At 59.0% G+C, this 22,104-nt stretch carries 15 protein-coding genes and 1 pseudogene; 3 read left to right on the plus strand and 13 right to left on the minus strand.

The features are described from left to right. Positions 1-2 precede the first annotated feature (2 nt). Genes bcsB (BWI76_RS26780) through bcsR form a run of 4 tightly spaced genes read right to left on the minus strand, consistent with a single transcriptional unit; the run spans position 3 to position 5,899 of the window. Positions 3-2,336: a cellulose biosynthesis cyclic di-GMP-binding regulatory protein BcsB gene (bcsB, locus tag BWI76_RS26780; RefSeq protein WP_064371543.1), complete on the minus strand. Its 2,334-nt coding sequence runs from the start codon at positions 2,334-2,336 to the stop codon at positions 3-5. A 10-nt stretch (positions 2,337-2,346) separates the two neighbouring features. Beyond that, positions 2,347-4,965, minus strand: coding sequence for a UDP-forming cellulose synthase catalytic subunit (bcsA, locus tag BWI76_RS26785; RefSeq protein WP_064371542.1), 2,619 nt, complete (start codon positions 4,963-4,965; stop codon positions 2,347-2,349). Next, positions 4,962-5,699 (minus strand): cellulose biosynthesis protein BcsQ, encoded by a 738-nt coding sequence (bcsQ, locus tag BWI76_RS26790; RefSeq protein ID WP_024359769.1) that lies wholly within the window; start codon positions 5,697-5,699, stop codon positions 4,962-4,964. The genes bcsA (BWI76_RS26785) and bcsQ (BWI76_RS26790) overlap by 4 nt, the downstream gene beginning before the upstream one ends. Before the next feature lie 11 nt (positions 5,700-5,710). Then, complete coding sequence (gene bcsR / locus BWI76_RS26795) at positions 5,711-5,899, minus strand: cellulose biosynthesis protein BcsR (protein WP_004126335.1); 189 nt, start codon at positions 5,897-5,899, stop codon at positions 5,711-5,713. Between the two features lie 167 nt (positions 5,900-6,066). Between bcsR and bcsE the strand changes: the two genes are divergently transcribed. The 3 genes from bcsE to bcsG are packed head-to-tail and all read left to right on the plus strand — an operon-like array spanning position 6,067 to position 9,490. Further along, positions 6,067-7,623, plus strand: a complete 1,557-nt coding sequence (bcsE, locus tag BWI76_RS26800) for a cellulose biosynthesis protein BcsE (protein ID WP_024359768.1) — start codon at positions 6,067-6,069, stop codon at positions 7,621-7,623. Beyond that, complete coding sequence (gene bcsF, locus BWI76_RS26805; RefSeq protein ID WP_004106715.1) at positions 7,620-7,817, plus strand: cellulose biosynthesis protein BcsF; 198 nt, start codon at positions 7,620-7,622, stop codon at positions 7,815-7,817. The genes bcsE and bcsF overlap by 4 nt, the downstream gene beginning before the upstream one ends. Further along, positions 7,814-9,490 (plus strand): cellulose biosynthesis protein BcsG, encoded by a 1,677-nt coding sequence (bcsG, locus tag BWI76_RS26810; protein WP_004132662.1) that lies wholly within the window; start codon positions 7,814-7,816, stop codon positions 9,488-9,490. Before bcsF ends, bcsG begins: the two co-directional genes overlap by 4 nt. 83 nt (positions 9,491-9,573) lie before the next feature. Here bcsG and BWI76_RS26815 read toward each other — a convergent pair whose 3' ends face one another. From BWI76_RS26815 to BWI76_RS26860, 9 genes and pseudogenes are all read right to left on the minus strand, one after another. Then, positions 9,574-9,681 (minus strand): type I toxin-antitoxin system toxin Ldr family protein, encoded by a 108-nt coding sequence (locus BWI76_RS26815; protein ID WP_004132660.1) that lies wholly within the window; start codon positions 9,679-9,681, stop codon positions 9,574-9,576. A 369-nt stretch (positions 9,682-10,050) separates the two neighbouring features. Beyond that, positions 10,051-10,158, minus strand: a complete 108-nt coding sequence (locus BWI76_RS26820; protein ID WP_004132660.1) for a type I toxin-antitoxin system toxin Ldr family protein — start codon at positions 10,156-10,158, stop codon at positions 10,051-10,053. Between the two features lie 265 nt (positions 10,159-10,423). Beyond that, on the minus strand, positions 10,424-11,428 hold the full coding sequence (locus BWI76_RS26830; protein WP_064371541.1) for a glycosyl hydrolase family 8: 1,005 nt from the start codon (positions 11,426-11,428) through the stop codon (positions 10,424-10,426). A gap of 11 nt (positions 11,429-11,439) precedes the next feature. Next, the gene (gene bcsD, locus BWI76_RS26835; protein WP_024359766.1) at positions 11,440-11,916 is read right to left on the minus strand and encodes a cellulose biosynthesis protein BcsD; all 477 of its coding nucleotides are present in this window, start codon (positions 11,914-11,916) and stop codon (positions 11,440-11,442) included. Next, positions 11,916-15,968 carry a cellulose biosynthesis protein BcsC gene (locus BWI76_RS26840; RefSeq protein ID WP_064362290.1) on the minus strand — a complete coding sequence of 1,351 codons (4,053 nt, stop codon included), beginning with the start codon at positions 15,966-15,968 and terminating at the stop codon, positions 11,916-11,918. Before BWI76_RS26840 ends, bcsD begins: the two co-directional genes overlap by 1 nt. Then, entirely contained in the window at positions 15,965-18,367 is a 2,403-nt protein-coding gene (gene bcsB / locus BWI76_RS26845) for a cellulose biosynthesis cyclic di-GMP-binding regulatory protein BcsB (RefSeq protein ID WP_049086109.1), read from the minus strand. Before bcsB (BWI76_RS26845) ends, BWI76_RS26840 begins: the two co-directional genes overlap by 4 nt. Continuing rightward, complete coding sequence (bcsA, locus tag BWI76_RS26850) at positions 18,364-20,475, minus strand: UDP-forming cellulose synthase catalytic subunit (protein WP_004132651.1); 2,112 nt, start codon at positions 20,473-20,475, stop codon at positions 18,364-18,366. The genes bcsB (BWI76_RS26845) and bcsA (BWI76_RS26850) overlap by 4 nt, the downstream gene beginning before the upstream one ends. 20 nt (positions 20,476-20,495) lie before the next feature. Next, positions 20,496-21,288 (minus strand): annotated as a pseudogene (gene bcsQ, locus BWI76_RS26855) (cellulose biosynthesis protein BcsQ). Between the two features lies 1 nt (position 21,289). After that, a complete protein-coding gene (locus BWI76_RS26860) occupies positions 21,290-21,847 on the minus strand; it encodes a cellulose biosynthesis protein BcsO (RefSeq protein ID WP_064371540.1) in 558 nt (185 codons plus the stop codon). Positions 21,848-22,104 lie beyond the last annotated feature (257 nt).

Here is a 22,104-nt window from a genome sequence, read left to right on the forward strand (position 1 = left end):
AATTACTCATCATCAAGATCGAGGCGGCGACGGCTGATAATACGCAGCATGCGCCACAGTACCCATGCCAGCAGGACGATGCTGACCGCCGCCAGAATCGCCAGCAGCACCGGATGGCTGGAGAGTGCAAACCAGATGCGTTCGAACCACGGCAGGTGGCCGATATAGTAAATATCGCCCACCCTCAGGCTGTTAACGCCCGACTCACGAATGACCGCAACGGAACCAAACATCGCCGCGCGTTTACCGCTGTCGTTAAGCGCCTGGGTCAGCAGTTCGTTGCCGCGCGGGCTGTCGGCCAGCAGCGCCACGACGCTGCGCTGATCGTTGTACGGCGACTGGAAGCCAATAATCGCCGCCATCGGCCCGGTCGACGTGACGTCGGTGCGAGTATTCGGCGTTCTGGCCTCGGTATCGGGATAGATGCTGGCCAGATCGTAGTGGCGCATCGGCATTTTCACCCAGCTTTTGGTCGCTTCAACCAGCAGGTTGATTTTCGTGTCGTCCTTCAGCGCCTGCGGAATGGAGCCAATCAGCAGCAGGTCGGCGTCTTTGTCCTTAATCTGGCCGCCGTCGTCGGTCATGCGCAGGTTAATGGCCGCCAGGCCGGTTTGCGCGCCAATGCCGCCGGCCGTCTCCAGCAGCGTGGCAACCTGGCCCTCGGTCGGCGATTTGGGCACCACGACCAGGGTATCGGCGAGATCGGCCATCCGGCTGTACGGGAAGCCCGCGTTAGCAAAGACGCGCAGATCCGGCATCGCCATAAAGTGATAGTACTTCGAGAAGTCGATGGTCGAATCATCGCCAATCACTACGTGGTTCTGCACCGGCTGGAAGGTAATACAGTTATCGATGGAGCCGCCCGGCATCGGGTTCATATACTGGAAGTCGAAGCGCAGCTGATTCATGGCGCCGAGGCGCAATGCCGGGATCGTCACTTCCGTTTTGCCGTCCAGCAGCCCCTGCAGCACCGGCAGGCGTAGTATCAGCTTATTCACATCCTGCGAGCTGTTGAGGCTGAACGACTGTAAGAACTGATCGTTAAGGCTGATATCCATGCGCGAGCTGTCCTTAATTGGCGGCATGGTGTAGCGATAGTTCAGGTTCATATCGATGCCGTTGGCGCGCAGCAGGTAGAGGTCCGGCGGCAGGTTCAGCGCCACGTTGATGGAATCCGGCACCAGGCCGCTGGATTGCAGCTGCTGTTCGTAGGTTTTCAGCTCGGCAAAGGTCACTACCCGATCGGTACGCACCCAGTTTGGCGCATCGTACGGTTTACGCGCCTGCAGCTGTTTGACATCGTCAACCGTCACGCTGCTGCCGCGGAACAGAATATTGCCCTGGGCTATCCCCTTCGCCGCCTGCAGCAGGTCTTTGTCATCCCGCCCGAAGACCACCAGCAGCTTGACGTACGGATTATCCGGGTGGTCGATCATTTCAATCGTCGGCGCCTTAACCGGCGGGTGCTCGCGCAGGAAGTCCGGGCGCTTATCGTTAGTCGCGAAAACAATGGCGTTACGGTCCGGCAGTTGGTTGAACTGGACCGGGAACTGCTGGCCGCGCCAGCCCGCCTTGCTGCCGAACCAGGAGGCGATAATGGCCGCCGCCTGTTGCTGCAGGACATCCGGCGCGGAGGCGAAGACCATCGGCAGCGTCAGCTGGCGGTTATCGCGCGAATCGTAGAACGGCACCGGGAAATGCGAAAGATCGTTGCGCACGTTCAGCGACTGGTAGGTTAAATCCAGATAGCTTTCGCGACCGACGTCCAGCCACAAGGTGCTGCTGGCTGGGTTTTCACACACATCGCGATAGTGGCCGACAAACTCAAGACGCACGCGGTTAAAGTCGGTGATATAGAGCGGATCGATAGGGATCTGCGCGCTGACTTTTTTGCCCAACTGCTCTTTGGTGACCGGCAGCACGCCCATCAGCTCATCGTTAAGATACACCTTCAGCTGCGACTGCACTGGCAGCAGCGACGGAGAGGGCGTGTAGTCGAGATTCAGCAGCGCTTTCGCCACCACTTCATCGCTGCGCATGCCGAACTCGACCGAACCCTCAGGGCGCGCGCCGCGCAGCACCATGCTGCCCGGAGGTGGGGCGATTTTAGCGAAGGTCAGCTTCACGTCACGGGTCGGGGCGTTATCCAGCACCACCACCGGCGCCGCCGGGTCGGCAAGCGTCGCCGTGGGCTGGCTGTCCGCCACCGTACCGGCGATACCGGGTACCGTCGTCGTCTGCACGGCCTGCGCCGTCGGTTCCGCATACGATGCGAAGGAGGACCAGCCGCCAATGCCCACCGCTACTGCACAAATCAAAGAGAGTTTTCTGTTCATCGCATTATCATCATTGTTGAGCCATCGCCGGTTCTGCCGAGAGTGTCGCCGCAGCGCGTTCCGGACGGCGCGGAATAAACGAAACAAACCAGGCCACCAGCATGGTGAGCGAGCGGAAAATACCCTTCACCGACGGCGGGGAGAACTCCGCCAGGTGACGATATCCACGGAACCCCAGCTTCAGGATATCCAGCAGGCTTTCCATCGGCTTATCTTCCGGGAAGCTATCCTGCCAAAGCGCCCACGTATCTGCGCGGGCAAACGTACACTGTACAAAATCGATATGTTGTTGATTGCTTAACGGCAGCAGCTGTAGCCCAACCTCGCTGCCGTTGACCCGCGCAACCCGCACCGGGAAGGCGTACTCCTGCTGCCCGCGCTTCAGCAGCAGCTTGACGTGCTGGCTTTCCAGCACCTGCGCCTCGCCGTGAATTTTGACGCCGAGGCCGCCGTCGGAGTAATCATGGACGGTACAGGAGAACAGGTGCCCATCTTCGCGGGCAATCGCCGCCGGCATCGACATCTCCACGCGGTGCGATCGCCGCACCTGCTTGCTTTCAACCGAGACCGCCACCGCGCCGCCGAGGATAATCAGGTTATAGAACACCCAGATAATGCTCACCCAGACGGTCAGGATTTCGTTTTCCGGGCCGTATATAAAGCGCCAGATCCCTACCCCGACGCCGACCAGGTTCAGCAGCACGAGGTAGATATAGGGACGCGAAATCACCCAGTCGACGTACTCGTCCTCCACCAGTCCGCCTTTCGCCGTCACGTTGAATTTACCCTTATGCGGGTTAATCAACGCGACAAAGGTCGGCGGCGCGATATACCACGCCAGCACCGTTTCATAAATTTCACTCCAGAAAGAGTGGCGGTATTTGCCCTGAATCTTCGAGTTGGTCAGACTGGCGTGAATCATATGCGGCAGCACGAACAGGGCGATCATCAGGGCAGGCGCATAGATGATATAGGCGTGCAGCAGCAGAAACGCCAGCGGCGCGGTCAGGAAGATCAGCCGCGGAATACCGGATAGAAAGTGCAGCATCGCGTTGACGTAGCAGACGCGCTGCGCCAGCTTCAGCCCTTTGCCAAACAAGGGGTTATCAAGGCGGAAAATTTGTACCATCCCGCGGGCCCAGCGGATGCGCTGGCCAATATGCGCCGACAGGCTCTCCGTCGCCAGACCAGCCGCCTGCGGGATACGCATGTAGGCTGAAGTGTGCCCGCGGCGGTGCAGGCGTAGAGAAGTGTGGGCGTCTTCCGTCACCGTTTCCACGGCAATGCCGCCGATTTCATCCAGCGGGCCGCGGCGGATCACCGCGCAGGAGCCGCAGAAGAAGGTCGCATCCCACATGTCGTTCCCGTCCTGCACCAGACCATAAAACAGCGTGCCTTCGTTCGGCGTTTTGCGAAATCGCCCCAGGTTGCGCTCAAACGGGTCCGGGGAGAAGAAGTGGTGCGGCGTCTGCATCATCGCCAGCTTCTTCTCTTTCAGGAACCAGCCCATGGTCATCTGCAGAAACGAACGGGTCGGCACGTGGTCGCAGTCGAAAATCGACACGAACTCGCCCTTGGCGTACTTCAGCGCGTTGTTGATATTGCCGGCTTTCGCGTGCTCATGGGTGGTGCGCGCAATGTAGTGCACCCCGACGTCTTTGGCGAACTGGCGGAACTCTTCGCGCCCGCCGTCGTCGAGGATCCAGATATTAAGCTTGTCCTTCGGCCAGTCGATCCCCTGCGAAGCGTAAATGGTGTTTTTCACCACGTTGAGGTCTTCGTTATAGGTCGGCACGAAAATATCGACCGTCGGCCACTGCGCCATATCCTCCGGCAGCGGGACCGGCTGACGGTTCAGCGGCCACACGACCTGGAAATAGCCCAGCACCAGCACCACCCAGGCGTAGGTTTCAGCAAACAGCAGAATTATCCCGCACACCAGGCTCACGGGGTCATCCCAGTTGAGCGTCGAGGTGTAGCGCCACCAGATGTAGCGGCAGGAGACGGTCAGCGACAGCACGATCAGCATCAGGGCCGAAAAGCGCCCAGGAATGCGCCGCACCAGCAGCGCTACGCCCCACAGGAGCAACAGGAAAATAAACTGCGAGAGCGGATTAAACGGCTGGGTAATGCAGAGCAGCGCGAGGATCAGCGAGAAAAAGGTTATTGCGCCCAGAATAAGCCGCCGTATCTTCGGATTCAGGTGCCCCAGCTCTTTATGCTTATCCAGATGGCCGGTACGGGCGTTGACCTTTTCCGGCAGCTTTTCCAGCCACTGGGCGTAGCGCCCCTGGACGCCTTCCAGCGCCGCCAGGGAACGCCAGTTAATCTTTTTATCCGGCTCCGGCACCCGCGTCGCCAGCAGCCACACGGCTTGCAGCAGGTAGCGAATCGGGTCCAGCGGGCGCGGCCGATGCGGATTAATATGCGGGAAAAACTCGCCGTGACGTTCGCGGATAGCCTGCCAGCGCGGCGTTTCCAGCGGCATAAACGCCCATGCCAATGACGCCCACAGGCAGCCCAGCGCGGCCGACAGCCACGAGGCGCCGTGCTGGCGGTAATCAAGATAGCGCTCGCTCAGCCGTTTCCCGACCGGCGGCGCCAGCAGCAGCGCGCTCAGGCGAATCATTCCGCCCCCTTCCCGGCGTAGTGCAGCAGACACCAGTTGGCAAGCGTCAGTATCTCCTCCGCCGCCAGCGAGTCCTGGCGGTATTCGCCGAGGGGCTGCTTGGCCGCCAGACACTCCGCCATCGCCTCATCACGATGGATAGTCACCGGCAAAATGCGCCGCTGGCTCTCCAGCCACAGCTGATATAAATCCTCCTGCAGCTGGCTGCCGACGCGCAGATCGTTAATCAAAATATCGCTATTGACCGGCAGCGCCTGCTGATGGAGACGAATATGGCTATTGCCGTCCGGGTGGACCACGACCAGCGTGCGGTCGCAGACGTTGATCAAGGAGCGGGTCAGCGGGGAATAACCGTCCGGCAGGTCAATCAGCAGCCAGCGGTGATCGCCCTGCTGGTGGAGCTTCTGCACGATCCCGGCCATCGGCGCCAGCGTCGGCTGGAGCCGCTCAATATTTTCGCGCTCGCCCGGCGTCAGCTGACCAAAAGGCAACAGATCGATATGCGAAGTATAGCGCAGCCCGGCGTCGCGCCAGTCGGTGCCGTCGATCGTGGCGCGCGCCCAGCCCGCTTTGTGGCTGAAATCGACGTTGAAAAAGAAGCGCAGCATGTTGTCCGGGCTGGCGTCCACCACCAGTACGGTTTCACCAAGTAACTGCAGCGCCCAGGCCAGCGCAGCGGTAATCGACGTGGTGCCAGTACCGCCGCGCACGCCCTGTAATCCCAGAATCGCCATCGATGGCTTCCTTACTTTTTCTCTGCTAATTCAGCCAGTAATGGCCAACGTTTTAGCGCCGCGGTTAACTGCTCGCGTCGGGAAATATCGTGGTAGTTAATATCAGGCAGGGAAAATGCCCGGCTTAACGCCAGGAAATCATTTTGAAAGGTGTAGCCCAAAGTCGCATCGGTGGGTACAGCAGGCTCTTTTGCTGGCATTTCTCTGTCCGTTGGAAAATACAATAAATTAAACCGAGAGGCGTAAGTTCATCCTTAAAATATGTTTACATGCTAAAACTGATGTCCTTTAATTTCAATGTTAGGTTTACTCTGACGCTTTCGCTAGTAAACTAATCAAGTGTAAATCAAGTCTCACGAGGGACGCCGTGGATATCGTATATTCTTTGGGTATTTCATCATTATGGGACGAAGTATGCCATATGCCCGTGGGTGGAGTATGGTGGCTGAATGTCGACCGCCATGCCGACGCGGTAAGCCTGCTCAACCATACGCTGGCTGCCCAGGATAAACAGAGCCAGGTTGCAGCGATAGTCATGGGCGAGAACCCCAATAAAATCATTGCACCTGGGAAAGATCGCGGCCCAGAAAAGATCGCATTATTTAGCATGCCGAACCGCTTTGAGGGGCTGGCAGAAATGCACCGTGATTTAGTTTGCTCCCTCGAACCTGGCAATTATTTGTTTATTCTGCTATGCGCTGAAAATGCCTGGCAGAATATAAAAAGCGAAGATCTATGCAATTGGGTTGAAAAATCATATCGCTGGACTAATTATCATCGTTGTTCATTATTAGTACTTAATTCCGGGCACGATATCGATAAGCAACTCTCCCCTTTACTACGCGAGTACCGCTCGCTTTCCGGCCTGGCAAGTATTCGTTTCCAGGGGGATAACCACCTGTTCGATATCGCCTGGTGGGGGAGTGAAAAAGGCATCAGCGCCCGGCAGCAGCTCATTATTCTCCAGGATGAGAACGGCTGGCGGCTGGCGCAGGATGAAGAAACGGTGGTGCAGCCGCGCAGCGATGAGAAAGTCATTCTCAGCAATCTGCGCGTACTGGAGGGGGCGCCCGCGCTTTCTGAATACTGGACGCTGTTCGATACCAACGACGCCGTTTTCAACGCCGGGAGGATGGCGCAGGCGGCAACGCTGATCTTCTCCATTACCCAGAATGAGCAGATTGAACAGCTGGGACGCTATATCCATACCCTGCGCCGCCAGCGCGGCAGCGCGCTAAAAATTGTCGTCCGCGAACAAACGCCAAGCCTGCGCGCCACCGATGAACGCCTGCTGCTGAGCAGCGGCGCCAATATGGTTATTCCCAGCGGCGCGCCGCTATCCCGCTGCCTTACGCTTATAGAAAGCGTTCAGAAACAGCAATTTACCCGCCATATCCCGGAAGATTTTAATACTCTGCTGACCTGGAGCCAGCCGCTAAAACTGCGCGGCTACCAGAAATGGGAGGCCTTCTGCGAAGCGGTGCACAATATTATGGCCAACACCATGCTGCCCGCCGATGGCAAAGGCGTGATGGTGGCCCTGCGCCCGGCGCCCGGCCTGCGCGTAGAGCAGGCGCTGACCCTGTGTAAGCCCAACCGCATGGGCGACATTATGACCATCGGTAACAATCGCCTGGTGCTGTTCCTGTCATTTTGCCGGGTGAACGACCTGGACACCGCGTTAAACCATATTTTCCCTTTACCAACCGGCGATATTTTTTCTAACCGTATGATTTGGTTCGAAGATAAACAGATAACGGCTGAAATCATGCAGATGCGCGGAATTCTGCCGGAGAACTGGAATACGCCGCTGCCTGTCTCGCTTGGCAAAAATGAAACCATCAACGCGACCCATGACGGGCGAAGCTGGCGGCGAAATCCCGAGCCGCACCGTCTGTCCATTGATGGGGAGCCAACCTTATGATGTCAATCGCCGATATTATTCAGTTGGTCGTCCTGTGCGCCCTGCTGTTCTTCCCGCTGGGATACCTGACGCGCCACTACCAGCGGCGTATTCGCACCACCTTAAGACTGATGTTCTTTAAACCCCGTTATGTCAAACCGGCTGGCGTGCTGCGCCGGGAAGCGGCATCCAGGCAAGGCAAATCAACGAAATGACCAAACCCAAAACACCCACCGCGTCGCTTCCGCTCTGGCGGTACTGGCGAGGCTTATCTGGCTGGAACTTCTACTTTCTGGTGAAGTTCGCTTTGCTATGGGCGGGATACCTCAATTTTCATCCCATGTTAAACCTGGTGTTTCTGGCCTTCCTGCTGGTGCCGATTCCACAGTATAAGCTGCACCGCATCCGCCACTGGATAGCGATCCCGCTGGGCTTTATGCTGTTCTGGCACGACACCTGGCTGCCCGGACCGGAAAGTATTGCCAGCCAGGGCTCGCAGATTGCCGGCTTTAGCGCCGACTATATCTGGGATTTGGTGACCCGCTTTATTAACTGGAATATGGTCGGCGCGTTCTTCGTGCTGCTGGTTTTGTGGCTGTTTATCAGCCAGTGGCTGCGGGTGACGGTTTTCGTCTCCGCAATCATGGTCTGGCTGGTCGTCAGCCCGCTGCTGCCCTCTTTCACCCTTTGGCCGGCAGGTCAGCCAACGGCAGCGGCGGCGAACACCGCCGCGAATACGACCGGCGGTACGGCCATCGCGACCAATACCGCGCCGGCGAATAACGATATTCCGCCGCAAACCGAGCCGCCGACGTCAGCCAATCTGACCAACTGGCTGAACGCCTTTTATGCTTCCGAGCAGAAACGTAAAACCACTTTCCCGGACGCGCTTCCGGCCGATGCTCAGCCGTTCGATGTCCTGATTATCAATATCTGCTCGCTCTCATGGTCAGATATTGAATCGGCCGGGCTGACGGACCATCCGCTGTGGAAGCATTTCGACCTGCTGTTCAAAAACTTTAACTCGGCGACCTCTTACAGCGGCCCGGCGGCGGCGCGTCTGCTGCGCGCCAGCTGCGGCCAGCTCTCGCACGCCAACCTCTACCAGCCGTCAGGCAGCGAATGCTATCTGTTTGAAAACCTCGCGAAGCTGGGCTTTACCCAGCAGCTGATGCTCGGTCACAACGGTATCTTCGGCGACTTCCTGAAAGAGCTGCGCTCGCTGGGTGGTATCCAGAGCCCGCTGATGGATCAATCCGGCCTGCCGGTGATTCTGCAGGGCTTTGACGGCTCCCCGGTCTATGATGACCAGGCAACGCTGAACCGCTGGCTGCAGACGCTGGATAAGCTGAATACGCCGCGTACGGCGACCTTCTACAACACGCTGCCGCTGCATGATGGCAACCACTATCCGGGCCAGAGCAAAACTGCGGACTATAAAGCCCGTGCGCAGAAGTTCTTCGATGAGCTGGACAGTTTCTTCACCGAGCTGGAGAAATCGGGCCGTAAGGTGCTGGTCATCGTTGTACCGGAACACGGCGCGGCGTTGAAAGGCGACAAAATGCAGGTTTCCGGCCTGCGCGATATTCCCAGTCCTTCCATCACCAACGTTCCGGCGGCGGTGAAATTCTTCGGCATTAAAGCGCAACATCCCGATGCGCCGATAATCATCAACCAGCCAAGCAGCTACCTGGCGATTTCGGAGCTGGTGGTTCGCGCCCTCGACGGCAAGATGTTTGACGAAAACGACATCAACTGGCAGCAGTATATTGCCAACCTGCCGCAGAGCGCGGCGGTGTCGGAAAACTCCAACGCCATCGTCATTCAGTACCAGGGGAAACCGTATGTTCAGCTGAACGGCGGCAGCTGGGTGCCTTATCCGCAGTAAACGAAAAAGGCCGCAGGATTATACCCCTGCGGCCCCGTTCGGGCGCATGCTGCCACTAAGGCAGGCAGATACCCACCGGCCGGTTACTTGCGGTTATCCATCCAGCTCACGATCATGCTGACAAGAATGCCGGCAATTACCGGAGCCGCAAGATCGTCCCACAGCACCATGCCCAACTGAGCGAGCGTCATACAGCCGCCTTGTTGCAATGGCAACCGTTCGCGGCTATCCTCGAATGGTCTAGATGCGAGGTTAGCCCCCGATACGTTGCCAGGTTGATACCAAACAACGTGCGGGGGTTTTCTCTTTCCAGCAACCCATCTCTCTATGCCGCCGGGGTTCAAGCCCCCGCAACATTGCGCCTCACCGGGCGAACCCGGCTTGCCGATGATTCTACTGCTCCGCCCCGGTACCCGTACTCCCCCATTACGCAGCGTGCGAAGCGCATTCCAGGATCGTTTTTGTTTCAGCAATACAACGAAAAAGGCCGCAGGATTTTACCCCTGCGGCCCCGTTCGGGCGCATGCTGCCACTAAGGCAGGCAGATACCCACCGGCTGGCTACTTGCGGTTATCCATCCAGCTCACGATCATGCTGACAAGAATGCCGGCAATTACCGGAGCCGCCAGATCGTCCCACAGCACCATGCCCAACTGAGCAAGCGTCATACAGCCGCCTTGTTGCAATGGCAACCGTTCGCGGCTATCCTCGAATTGTTGAGGTTCGAGAGTAGCCCCCGAAACGTTGCCAGGTTGATACCGAACAACGTGCGGGGGTTTTTCTCTTTCCAGCAACCATCTCTCTATGCCGCCGGGGTTCAAGCCCCCGCAACATTGCGCCTCACCGGGCGAACCCGGCTTGCCGATGATTCTACGGCGCTCTTCCGATTTCAGCACCCGGCCCTGGCGCGTTATTCTAGGCGCCTTCCACAGTTTACGACTGGTCTTTATTTGCCAGCCATACCAGCAGCTTCAGGCTGGCGGAATAATAGTCGTCCTGGGCACTAATCTGCGGCTCGGCCTGCGCTTCGCCAAGGGTTAAATCGCGTACCGCCAGTAGCCCGCCGGTCATAAACCACGGCGCCACTTCATCGGTATTGACGTTGATCCACGCCGGCGTTTGCAGACGCGGATAGCGCTGGAACCAGTTTTTCCATGGCGTCAGCAGGCTGCTTTTCGGGTCGTTCCAGTAAACATACAGCGGAATACGGATCGCATCGAAGCTCATCCGCGTCGGCCACTCTTTTGCCGGCTCCATCCTGCCGTCCGCTCTTAAGGCGACCCAGTCGCTGGGAAGCTGAGATGTCCCCCACGCCATTTTCCCCAGCAGCGCCTGACCATCGCTTTGCAGCTTTCGCCAGGCGGTTAAATGCGTCCGCGCGGCGAAGGCCTGCCATGCCGGAAAGATAAAGTAGGAGGGATTAAGGTTCAGATGATCGTTGAGATAGAATCCCTTCGCGCCCGGAAGCATGACCTGACGGCCGGCGAAGGTGACCACCGTGGACTTCAGTAGCGAAGCGGTTATCGCATCCGACGCGCTGCCGTAGGATTTTTCATGCCACTGCTGCTGCGCGCGCAGCAGCGCCCAGGCAATCAGGGTATCGCCATCGGCGGCATCGTTTTTATCCGCCACCGGATTAGGCGCCACCGGATTATAGCGCCAGTAAAATAGCCCGTCTTCTTTGTTACGCAGCGTTTTATCGGTCCACTGCCATAGCTTGTCAAAGGCGGGGCGATCGTTATTGGCCACCGCTAATAGCATGGCAAAACCTTGCCCTTCGGTATGAGAAACGTTGCCGTTGCCGTTGCCGGTATCAATAATGCGCCCGTCCGGCATCATAAAACGCGATTTATAGCTTTCCCACGCCGTATCGGCCCACGCGTGGGGAAGCATCATCATCGTCGTCACCACGACTGTCGCTAAAGCACGCAAGGACATAAATTCACCCTTCAGGGATGGAAGTAAAGAAACTGAACGTCAGAGACCGAAAACAGCCGCTCGCGCTGTAAAACCACATGCGCCGCGCCGCCCTGTCCCTGTAGCCAGCGGGAATAAAGCCCCTCGAGTATGGCACAAAACGCATTACACCAGCGTACGCGGCGCGCTTCATCGCGGCTCACCGGCAGCGCCTGATGGCGTAACCGCAGGCCATCATCGCTCACCTCAACGCTCACCAGTCCCCACTGAAAGCGGCTGAGCTGCGCATTAATATGGGCTTCCAGCTCACCGATCGTCTCCGACTCCGGCAGCGGATGCTCATCGGCCAGCGCCTCGCCCATTTGCCGCAGAAAGGGCTGACTCTCCAGTTCGCCCGCGTTGTTGACCATGCCATCAACCATAATCAGCAGCAGATCGAACCACCCGGCAGGCGTTTGCTGCTGCTGAAACCAGGCCGTCACCAGCGCATTATTATTGTCCGTCATGATCAGCGATCTCCCAGCATGTAGCGGATATAAAGTCCGGCGGTGCTCTCGTTATAATCGCCAAAGGTGTCATAGCCCACCTGGCCGCCGAGCGTCATCTGTTTATTCACTTTGTAATCCGCACCGGCGCGCAGCGTATAGCCGATGCCGCTCTTCGACGTGGCTGAATAGTACGCCTCTTTGGCAAAACCGTTGCTCACAGCGGTCTCGAGCGTCTGCTGCCACTCGGCGTTGGTCGGGAAATAGGCGCTCTTATCCTGACTGTACGATTGATACCCCACCGAACCGCCAAGCTTCATCGTCCAGTTATCATATTTCTCCGTCAGGCTGACCGGCAGCGACACGCTAACGTAGTTCTGCGGGCTGAAGTAACCCCCTTGCCCGTAGGTGAAGTAGCTGAGGTTTTTCGAGTAATCCATGTAGCTCATACTCAACCCGGTCTGCAGCTGACGATACTCATCGTGGTATGGCCGCAGATAAACCCCGGCGTTGGCGTTAATGCTGGTGTTGCTGGCGACGTTTTGTCCCAGGTAGCTATAGCCCCCGCCGCCGACGTAGAAACCGGCGTCGCCGTCGTCATAGCTTAGCTGCAGGGTACCGCCGTTTTTAGTCACCTGTCCCCAGGTCTTGCCGGAGTAGGAATCCTTCAGCCCCACCCAGGAGAGCAGGCTATCGGTCAGCGAACGACGCTCGCCGGTAAAAATCAGCGACAGGTAGTTGGTCAGCTTCGGCGACCACTTCACGCCGCCCACCACGGTATTCAGATCCTGACCCAGCGGCGTGCTGCCGATATCGACGCGATAATCGTCGCCGCTCAGCGCCAGCGCCAGCTCCACGCCGTTGGCTTTCTGCGAATCGGTTGAGCCGCTGGCCTGATCAACGTTAGGTTTCAGATTTGAAGAAGCCAGATAGCTGGCGACCTGCCCGGAGTCATAGGTGCCGAGCTTCGCCAGATTCTCCATGCCGCTGCTGGTGGTGGCGTTAAAGTCTGAAGCATTCAGCGTGCCGAGACCGCTCAATGTCTCCGCCCCCGGATTGTTGGCAAAGTACGTCGTGCGCTCGGTAGGGGTCATCGCCGCAATTGCCGCCTGCTCGCTGGTGGCGGTGGAGATCATATTGGAGACCGCGTTTGATAGCGGATTCGCGCCATAGCGCCGCCAGGCGTCGCCGGTTGCCGTCCCTGCGTTCAACGTAATTGGCGTCACGGTAAAGTCGAAACGCGAATCACCGAACGGCGAGGAGGACCAGGTCAGGGGGGTTTTAATTTCGCTCAGCTTGCTGGTGCCGGATTCGCCATCGCGGCCGCGAACCTCCATACCCCCCTGCAGCCAGGTGCCGGTTTTTTCCTGTAAGGTCTCCATCATGGTGTCCACCTGGCGCAGCATTCGGGTCTGCGCGGTTTCGACCGGCAGATCGGTGCGCTGGATCCCCGGCAGCGTGCTGCCATCGCCCGTCGATACCTGAGAAACCTGCCACGGCATATATTGCCCGTAGGTGGAAGCGGTACGCGTCGCCGCCGGCGTACGCGAGACGCCGACAAACGGATTATCCGCCGCCAGCACGCCGCCCACGGTCGGCGTTTGCGTGCCGTTGCTGCTCTGTAACCCCAGCAGCCTTCCGCGAGCGCTGCGCAGATAGGTCATCGCCTGCTGATGATGCCCCTGCGATTCGGCAACGCGCGCCAGCAGCAGCAAACGGTCCGGCGAATTATCCGGCCGCAGCCCGCCTGCCAGCTGCGCCGCCCGGTCGTTATCGCCCGCCGACAGCGCGACATCAATAGCTCCGCTGCGCGCGTCCTGGGTCGGCGTATCGCGGGTCATCAGGTAGTCATAGACGACCCCGGCCTCTTTATTCATTTTGCCGCTCTGATAGAGACGCGCCATGGCGAACATCAGGTCGGTATTTTGCGGGTCGCTTTGCATCGCGCCCATCAGCTTGTCATACGCCGCCGCGTAGTTGCCCTGCTCGCGCAGGTGGTCCGCTTCGTTAATCACATAGCCGTTGCGGATACTGGCCAGCTGCGTCGGCGTACTGCTCGCCTGCAGCTGCGGGTTGGTGAGCAGCCTCTGCGCTTCGTTAGTCAGGCCTGCCTGGTTAAGCACCGTCACCTGGTCTGCGTAATCCCCGGCATTGCCCGAGATACCGCCGTTAATACTGTTGCGCACCAGCGATACCGCGGTGGTCACATCGCCGCTCTGGGCCAGCAGGCGCGCCAGTTTACCCACATCCGCCGGGGCTTTTGGCGGCGTCGCGGCCATCGCCCTTAGCGTATTGGAAGCCGCGACGGTATTCCCCTGCGCCAGATAGCCCTGCGCCGTCGCCAGCTGCAGGTTGTAGTTCACCCGCTGGTGTAAATCGCGCATCTGGCTGGTCTGGCTGGCGGGAGGAATTCTCGCCAGCAGCGTTTGCGCCTGCTGCCAGCCGCCGTTCTCGCTGGCGAAAAGGGCCGCGGCGTATAAGGAGTTACTGCTGGCGCCGGGACGATACGCGGCGCCCATGATCGCGTTCGCCTCGCCGTCGTTACCGGACTTTTGCAGCAGTCGGGCCAGATCGAGGCGCATCCACGCATCGTCCGGATAACGAGAAACGCCCTGGCGCAGCGTGGCGATTGCCCCGGTCACGTTTCCGCCGCTGGCCTGCTCCTGCGCCTGCCGACGCAGCGAGTCTCCGGGCGTCCCGGTGACCACGCGCGGCTGCAGTTTTTGCTGCAGGCTTTCCGGCAGCGTTCGCAGCATCGCCTGGGCTTCCGCGGTTTTATTCTGTTCACGCAAAACGTAATAGAGATTCTCCCGGGCGGGGCCATTTTGCGGCTGGTCGTTAAGCAGCGCCCGCAGCGTTTGTTCGGCCTGGGGCAGATCTTTGTTGTGCCGCAGAACGTCGGCGCGGAACAGTTTCGCCGCCGAGCCCTGGGCCCCGCTCTGCTGCGCCAGCGGCGCGGAGAGCGCCAGCGCCTGGCTAATATTGCCTTGCTTCCAGGCCTGCTGCGCCTGCGCGAGCTGGCCGTAAAACAGCGCATCCGCCGCCTGCTGGCGCCGGGTTTCAGAACTCTCGCCGCCGAGATCCGCCGCCCGGCTCAAATATTGAGAGGCCGCCTGAAAATCGCCGCTGCGCTGGGCGATATAGCCCATCCCGGCAAGCGCGTCAGCGTCCTGCGGATTGGTTTGCAGGACCTGTTCAAACTGCTGCTTCGCCGCGGCGGTATTGCCGCTGTTCAGGTCAGAGTAGCCCTGACCGCGCGCCTGGCCGCTGCGCCGTTCACGGAAGTAGTTTTGCACTTCGCTATCCTGCGGGTGGCGCTGCATCCAGGTATCGTAAAACGGTTCATCCCCCGGCTGCGGCCCCATCCACAGCAGCGCCTGGCGCAGCCCGGCATCGGCCTCTTTGCTGCCGCTGGCCATCGGCTCCAGCATAGCGATCCCTTCCCGCCGGGTCTCTTCGCGCCAGGTCAGCGCCTTACCCAGGGCTACGCGCGGCCCGTTCTCTTGCGGATGCTGAGCGACATACTGACGCAGTTCGCTCACCGCCTGCGAATAGAGCGACTTGTCGCTGGCCATCGTCATGTAGTATTCCGCCGCCAGACCGGAAGGCGGAACGTTACCGTTAAACATACTCCGCCAGGTCGCCAGCGCGGCGGGCACGTTGCCGCTGCGCGCCTGCTGTCTTGCCAGGTTTAGCTGTCCCTGGGGGACCTGGGCCATTTTTTTGGCGCTATCCAGATCCTGCAAGCCGGGACTGTTGGGCGCCGCTTTCTCCAGCCGCGCCCGCCACTGGGCCGCGGCCTGCAGGTTGCCCCCCTGCTGCGCCCACAGCGCCATCAGGTACAGCGCCTGAGCGTTATTGGCATCCACCGATAACACTTTTTGCAGCGATTCCATCGCCAGCTCATCGTGGGATTTTTCATGCCAGTAGTTGGCCTGGGCAAAAAGCGCCTGTAGCGCCGCATCGTTACCCGCCGCCTGCGCCTCGCCAAACGCGCCCAGCGTCAGCGCGCCGGACAGGCACAGCGTGGAAAATTGACGGGCCGCCTTATTATTCATTCTGCTGACTCTTTTCATTGGCTCTCTCCCGACTCCAGGCGCTTACGGGCATGACGTTTAAACATGGCGGTCAGCGCCAGTCCCAGAATCGATGTGGCGATTAACCCCAGCACCGCCAGCAGTCCGGAGTGCTGGTTGGCGTACCACACCGCCATCATGTACCACGGCATCTGGCCGCTGGGGAACGGCGTACTGACCTGGAAACTACGCACGCCGTTATCGCTGGTAATCACCGCCGTATCGCCGCGAATACCGGCATTGATGCGCGGTGAATTAAGGTCGTCTTCGAGTTTCGCCAGCTGATCGTCGCTGCTGGCCATCGCCACCACCACCACTCGCTGCGGATTCCACGGCGAGCGATAGCTGATAAACCCTCGCCAGGCGCTGCTGGAGGAGAAATAGCGATCGGCATCCACGCCGTCGGAGGCCCAGTCGCCGCTCAGCCGGCGCTGAATTTTCGCCCATAGCGCCGGTTCACGCACGCTCAGCAGGTTTTCGACCGGATTATAGGGAGAGTCGGCCAGCAGGCGCTGGTTAAACACTTTTTGGTCAAGCGCGCTCACCGCCAGCACATCGCGATCGCGCAGGAAAGGCGAATTGGCGGCGTCGTCAGGAACGCCCAGCATCACGCGGTTATTGGCCAGCGCTTTGCCGGTCGAGTTCCCCGAGCGGGCGGCCAGATTCAGCATCATCGCGACCTGGGTTTCCGAAGGCCGCTCCGGCAGCAGCAGCGTGGTTTGCGAGTAATCCGCTAGCCGGGAGAACGGGAACGACGCGCCGACAAAGTAGGAGAGATTCGGCAACAGCGAGAAGTGCCGCGTGCCGCTCAAATCGATCCACGAGTCGTCGGTAATGCGGCTCTTGATCGTGCTGTTCAGCAGCACTGAACAGGGAGCGCTATCCTTCGGCACCAGATTAAAATAGAGCGACAGCTGGTTATCGCCGTAAATCAGATACGGCGCCAGCGGGATCGTAAAACGCTCCTGACGCGCATCGCCGCCCAGGTGACGCCAGAGCTTCTCCAGCGGCCCCTGTTTGTTCATCGGCAGGTTGTTGAGGAAGGTGTTGTTGAGCGTCACGCTCAGCAGCGACTTGTCCTCGTTAATCCAGCTCTCCGACGGGAAACGATAGCCAATCTGCAACGGAATGGTTTCGCCATCCCACAGATAGAGATCCGGCGCGGCGCGGAAGGCGACGCGCAGCGGCTCATGCCACACGCCGCTGACGGTCATACTTTGATCCTGGCGGATCAGCTCGCTGATTTTTACCGGCCGATCGGTGGCGATCCAGCGCGGGGCATCGTACGGCTTGCCGACGGGAATCGCCTGCGGATCAACCTCCATACTGGCCGTCTGCAGGGCGAAATCACCGCGGGTCAGGCGCCAGGCGGCCATCCGCAGCGCGGCGTCATTCTGCCCGACGATCAGCAGCAGCTTATAGGCCGGGTTGCCGGGATTCTCAACGATCCGCAGCAGCGGCTTGTCGGTTTGCGGCAGCGTCAGGCCGCCCACCCGATCGCCGGGGTGGCCGATGATAATGCCGTGCTTCTCGGGCAGGCGATCGCGCAGCGCGTCAAAGGCGATACCGCGATAATCGGCCTGAATACCCAGCCACGACGACACCAGCGCCGCAGCGCTAAAGATGTCCGCCGTCGATTTCTCCGGATAAGCGATAGCGATATCCGCCGGCGTCATCTGCATACTGTCGAAAAATGGCCGCGGGAAGTGGCTTAAATCGTTGCTGATATTGAGCTGCTGGCTCTCCCAGCTAAAGTGCGAGGCGGGCAAAATAGTCACCCGCGAGGTGTCGTGAATATCGAGCCGGCACTGCATCGCATCGCCGTCGTTAATCTTAAAGCTCAGGTTGTTGCTGGAGACCATCAGCGCCGCCGGAATATCCAGCTGATAGTGCGAGATCTCCTCGCCGTCCGCGCCCAGCGGCAGCGTGCCGAGCGGCTGGCCGTTGAGCATTAACTGCAGCGTGGCGTTGCGGGCCGCCATCTCCGGCGAGACCTTAACCTCCAGCATCAGCTGGGCGTGGGTCACCACCTGATCGGAGGGCAGCGTAAAGCTGGCGCCGCCCTGGTTTTGTCCGCCGCTAAGGATGATGCCGTCCGGCATACCCATCTGCGTCAGGTTCAGATTACCGCCGACAATCGGCGTTAGCGGTACCGTATCAGGAATGCCGGCTGCGACTGGCGGCGGCATCGCGGGCAGCGAAGCCGGCTGATCGACGTTTGCCGGCGCGGGCTCCGTTGCGGCGGGCGAATTCGCCTCGGCCGCCGATGCGCCGTCGGCTTCCGCCCCGGATAGCGGAAAGTTAAGCTGCGGCAATGCGTCAGCGGGCGTTTCCTCGCTATGCAGCGTCGGCGCAGAGAGCATCCCGGCCAGCAGCGCAAGCGTCGTTAAGCGTTTCATAAGCTACCATCCTCCTGCGCGGGATTGGCCGCAGGCGGCTGGCGACGCTGGCTGCGGCGCGTTTTCCACGTCAGCCAGAACAGTTCAAACACGCAGCGCAAAATGGTGGCAAAAGAGCGGAACGGGTTATCCTGCGGACGCGGCGGGTTAATCCACGCATCGGCGCGGGCCAGCACCACGCGCACCAGTTCGCGGCGGCGGGAAAGCTGAATATTTTCATCAAATTGCAGGCGGATAAAGCGCTCGTCGGCGGTGATCTGGCGTACCGGAATCGAGATCGCCCCGGACTGGAGGATCAGCTCAATCTCTTCAATTTCATCCTGCAGGTGACGGTTATCCGGCGCGCTAACGCGACAGCCGCCCATTGACAGGTCCGCGGTGTGGCTGCGGGAGACAATGCCGCTGGCGTAGTGGATAAGCACCGGGATATCGACGTCAATACGAATCGTTTTTCGCACCTGACGGGTTTCGCGCGCCACCGCAATCGCGGCCAGCAGGAAGATCAGGCTGTAAATCCCCCAACCGACGTTCAGCGCGATAACGTTCGGGTCTGAGCCAAAGTAGTCATGGCCGATGGCGCGGACAATACCGAATATCACGCCCAGGCCCAGCAGACAGGCAACGACCAGGTGCGGCCTGACGACGGTAAAGTCGAAGTAGCCCACGTCCAGCAGGCCGCCTTTATCGGTCACGTTGAATTTCCCGCGTTTGGGGAAAATCATCGTCACCAGCGTCGGCAGCACCAGGTGGAACGCCAGCACGATATCGTAGATTTCCCCCCAGAAGCTGTAGCGATAGCGACCGTTCATGCGCGAGCCGACATAGATCGCGAGGAACAGATGCGGCAGCGCGTAAGAGACGATCAGGCTGGCCGAGGAGTAGATAATATTGAGGTTAAATAGCAGGTAGGCCAGCGGCGCGGTGACAAAGACCACGCGCGGCAGGGCGAACTGGTAGTACAGCATGGCGCTGAGGTAGCACAGGCGCTGCTGAAAGGTCAGCCCGCGGCCCAGCAGCGGGTTATCCAGACGGAAAATTTGCGTCATCCCGCGCGCCCAGCGGGTACGCTGAATCACGTGCACCACCAGGCGTTCGGTAGCTAAACCCGCCGCCAGAGGGATATCGAGGAATGCCGACTTCCAGCCCAGACGCTGGAACTTCAGCGCGGTATGGGCATCTTCGGTCACGGTCTCAACCGCAAAGCCGCCGATCTGCTCCAGCGCGGCGCGGCGAATGACGGCGCAGGAGCCGCAGAAGAAGGTCGCGTTCCAGTTGTCGTTCCCCTGCTGAATCGGGCCATAAAACAGCATCCCTTCGTTAGGAATATTGCGGCCAACGGAGAGGTTGCGCTCAAAGGGATCCGGCGAGTAGAAATAATGCGGCGTCTGCACCAGCGCCAGCATCGGGTCGTTGAGGAATCCGCCCACCGTCGCCTGCAGGAAGACGCGGGTTGCCACGTGGTCGCAGTCAAACACGCAGATAAGCTCGCCGTGGGTCAGCGTCATCGCGTGGTTGAGGTTGCCCGCCTTGGCGTGTTTGTTGTCGTTACGGGTGATATACCCAACCCCAACGTCGGCGGCGAAGACCGCAAATTCATTGCGCTTCCCGTCATCCAGTAAATAGATTTTTAATTTATCTTTTGGGTAATCAATGCATTGCGCAGCGAGCACGGTATCACGCACCACTTCAAGCGGTTCGTTATAGCTGGGAATATAGATATCGACCGTCGGCCACTTGCTCATATCATCCGGCAGCGGGACGATTTCACGCTTTAGCGGCCAGACTGTTTGCAGGTAGTTAAGCAGCAGCATCACCCAGATATAGACTTCCGCCAGAAACAGCCCCATCCCCAGAATCGCTTCGATGGTGGAGTTAAAATGCAGGGTCTGCGTCAGACGGAAATACATATAACGGGTCGACATCAGCAGCGATGTCACCACCATGATGACGGAAACGCTGCGATTTTTACTGAATCCCATCAGGAAAAGAATACCGATGCTCAGCAGGCCAAAAATATACTGCTTTTGGCTGTCCATCGGGGTGATCACCACCAGCACGGCAATCGGCGAAAGCACCAGTACCAGCAACCAGAAAAGCGTCTTTTTCATTCAGCAGCCCTGCAATTAAATTAAAGCCCTGACCTGCGAGGCTGGCTATGCACCTTGCCGTCACCAATATTGATACCCAACAGCGCAGAAATTTTTTTGGCGATAATTTCAATATCAAAGGCGGCAGCGGAGGATGAATTAAAGTCAAGGATCGACTTCTGGGAAGCATTCGCTTCCACCACGCTTTCATCACGATGGATGATGCCCAGCAGACGATCGCCCAGCTTTTCTTCCATCAACGCCGTGACATCGCGACTCACCTGGCGACGGTTATCGCTCTGGTTAATCACAAAATAGTGTCCGTGTTTATGGTTGAGCTCACCCCCGGTCAACCGCTGATTGTCGACGTGCGACAGTACGGACATTGAAGCGGTATCCGCCAGCAGCGGTACCAGATGCAGGTCGGCAAGCGAAGTGAGCGCCTTCAGCGCGGGCGAAGGGCCCGGCGGCAGGTCGGCGATGGTAATCAGCCCCGGATAGTTGAGTAATGCCGCCAGGCCGCGCGTCAGGAAATGCTCGTCGTGGGTCAAACGTTCATCAAAGGACTGCCGCTGGGCTTCACTCACGTCGCCGTAGGGCAAGACGAAAATATTGCTGCCGGCGCTTAATACGCACTGGCTCCAGTCATGGAGCTCCAGCGCTTTCGCGACATAGCCGCGCTCATCGCTAAGCGGGACGCCAAAATGCAGGCGCAGGGCGTTCTGCACATCAAAATCGAGGGCCAGAACTTTGCTGCCTGCGCGGGCCAGCGCCCAGGCCAGATTTGCCGCCAGGGTCGTCTTTCCTACGCCGCCTTTCGGTGAACACACGCAGATCAACGGCATGTCGCGATCCTCTCCAGGAGTGATTTCAGTGACTGATCTTTATCTTTTGCTACCGGCTCTGCGGTTTTTGTCGCAAAGAGATGGGCAAACCCTTCCGCCGTCGGCGCTATCGCCGGACGAGGCCTGGCCGGAGGGACAGGTATCGGCTGAGCAGCAGGTCGAGAAACCGTCGCCAGGGAAGCGGGTTCAGCCGCGGGCGCGCTTTCCGGCGCCGCGGGCACTACGGCCATCCTGTCCGTCACGGGAACAGGCTGCGGCGCGGAAGGCGGGATACTCAACGCTGGCGCCGGCGCAGATGGCGCAGGGGCGGTTTGAACGACAGCGCGCTCCACCTGATGAAACATATCGGCAGGAACCCGCTGCGGCACAGGTAGGGAGACCGATCCCCCCATTGCCAAAGAAGACTCTTCCTCCGCGGGAATAAGTTGATTGAGAATAACCCAATCCCCTTTTTCACCGGCGGTGGCTTCTGATGAGAGGTCCTTGAATTTTAGACTGTGTGTCCGCGTCTTTTCCTTGAAGCGCTGCAAATCATCATAATGGTTCATAGATAACCTCATGATTTAAATACATCATATTTAATCTGTTTTAATTGTCATTCTACGCCGCTAAAGCATAGTTTAATTTGTTGTTTTTTGGGCATTTACCCGGCGTTACGACCGTCACAATACGCTAACTTTAGTCGCGATTTGATTATTTGGATAAGTCAGGTTGGTGTAATTCCATAGGGATAGTGCGGCTACACTAACAGCTCTTTTTCAAAATGATAGCCCCATTTTTTGGGCGGCGACGCCGTCATTCCCCC

The sequence above is a fragment of the Klebsiella sp. M5al genome, assembly GCF_002090195.1.
Taxonomy (GTDB): domain Bacteria; phylum Pseudomonadota; class Gammaproteobacteria; order Enterobacterales; family Enterobacteriaceae; genus Klebsiella; species Klebsiella grimontii.

Coding starts and splice junctions, on each gene's coding strand:
- bcsQ (WP_024359769.1), bottom strand. CDS start 5,699: ATGGCGATTCTGGGATTACAGGGCGTGCGCGGCGGTACTGGCACCACG.
- bcsG (WP_004132662.1), top strand. CDS start 7,814: ATGACCAAACCCAAAACACCCACCGCGTCGCTTCCGCTCTGGCGGTAC.
- bcsA (WP_064371542.1), bottom strand. CDS start 4,965: ATGATTCGCCTGAGCGCGCTGCTGCTGGCGCCGCCGGTCGGGAAACGG.
- bcsF (WP_004106715.1), top strand. CDS start 7,620: ATGATGTCAATCGCCGATATTATTCAGTTGGTCGTCCTGTGCGCCCTG.
- bcsA (WP_004132651.1), bottom strand. CDS start 20,475: ATGAAAAAGACGCTTTTCTGGTTGCTGGTACTGGTGCTTTCGCCGATT.
- bcsB (WP_049086109.1), bottom strand. CDS start 18,367: ATGAAACGCTTAACGACGCTTGCGCTGCTGGCCGGGATGCTCTCTGCG.
- BWI76_RS26840 (WP_064362290.1), bottom strand. CDS start 15,968: ATGAAAAGAGTCAGCAGAATGAATAATAAGGCGGCCCGTCAATTTTCC.
- BWI76_RS26830 (WP_064371541.1), bottom strand. CDS start 11,428: ATGTCCTTGCGTGCTTTAGCGACAGTCGTGGTGACGACGATGATGATG.
- bcsB (WP_064371543.1), bottom strand. CDS start 2,336: ATGAACAGAAAACTCTCTTTGATTTGTGCAGTAGCGGTGGGCATTGGC.
- BWI76_RS26860 (WP_064371540.1), bottom strand. CDS start 21,847: ATGAACCATTATGATGATTTGCAGCGCTTCAAGGAAAAGACGCGGACA.
- BWI76_RS26815 (WP_004132660.1), bottom strand. CDS start 9,681: ATGACGCTCGCTCAGTTGGGCATGGTGCTGTGGGACGATCTTGCGGCT.
- BWI76_RS26820 (WP_004132660.1), bottom strand. CDS start 10,158: ATGACGCTTGCTCAGTTGGGCATGGTGCTGTGGGACGATCTGGCGGCT.
- bcsR (WP_004126335.1), bottom strand. CDS start 5,899: ATGCCAGCAAAAGAGCCTGCTGTACCCACCGATGCGACTTTGGGCTAC.